Source organism: Microcystis sp. M53603_WE2, from assembly GCF_030065435.1.
Map to the genome: position 1 here is coordinate 1 of NZ_JASJFF010000185.1, position 1,045 is coordinate 1,045.

A 1,045-nucleotide genomic window follows, 5' to 3' on the forward strand; every position below is an offset into this window, starting at 1 on the left:
GTGGTGGTGACGGGTAACTGAAAACGCTCGGCAAACTCGGCAATTTGGGCGTGGGCATTAGCTGCGATCGCACCTCCACCAACGTAAAGTAAGGGTTTTTCGGCGGTTTCCAAGAGGTGTAAAGCGGCCTCGATTTGACGGCGATTGCCCTTAACCGTGGGACGATAGCCGGTTAGTTTCACATCTCCCGGTTCGACGGGGATATAATCGCATAGTTCTAAACCGACATCTTTGGGAATATCGACTAAAACCGGTCCCGGTCGTCCTGTACTGGCGATATGGAAGGCTTCAGCGACGATTCTCGCTACTTCCCGGGCGTTTCTAGCCACATAGGAATGTTTAACAATCGGGAGAGTAATACCATAAATATCGGTTTCTTGGAAAGCATCGGAACCGATGGCCGCCCGGCTCACCTGACCGGTGATAATCACCATCGGGATGGAGTCCATGTGTGCGTTAGCGATGCCTGTCACCAAATTGGTCGCCCCGGGGCCGGAAGTACCGAAACAGACCCCCACTTTGCCGGTGGCCCTAGCGTAGGCATCGGCGGCATGGGCGGCCGCTTGTTCGTGGCGCACTAAAATATGTTGTAATTCTCCCCGCTCTTCAAAGCGGTAGAGTTCGTCATAGATGGGCAGGATCGCACCTCCGGGATAACCGAAGATGTGCTTAACGCCATGACGTTTGAGACTGTCCATCAAGGCATAAGCACCAGAACAACGCTGGGGAACCGTTGTTAAAGAGTCATTGGGCTTGGGAAGTGATGAAACCACAGGGCAAACCGTCCAATTTCTAACTAGAGGGATAATTGCAATTCTGTTGCCTAGGATGCAACTTGAAAAATAGCAAAATTGATAACCTTATACTTTTAGTGTATTCCATCTCACCTTTTTGGCTGCAGTTTTTTTTCTTTTTGCATCTTACCCATGCAATATCTGGGGAAGTGGGGTGTGGGGTGTGGGGTGTGGGGTGTGGGGTGTAGGGTGTAGGGTTTTACCGATTTTGGGGTAGTCAGTTACCTAATTTTCAGGGAAAAAGTGCCTGA

Annotated in this window: 1 protein-coding gene; it reads right to left on the reverse strand. The window is 50.6% G+C overall.

Features of this window, described 5'->3' with window-relative positions:
* A partial coding sequence (locus PX481_RS03930; RefSeq protein WP_288093735.1) for a thiamine pyrophosphate-binding protein occupies positions 1-773 on the reverse strand: 773 nt, incomplete at its 3' end.
* Between the last annotated feature and the right edge of the window lie 272 nt (positions 774-1,045).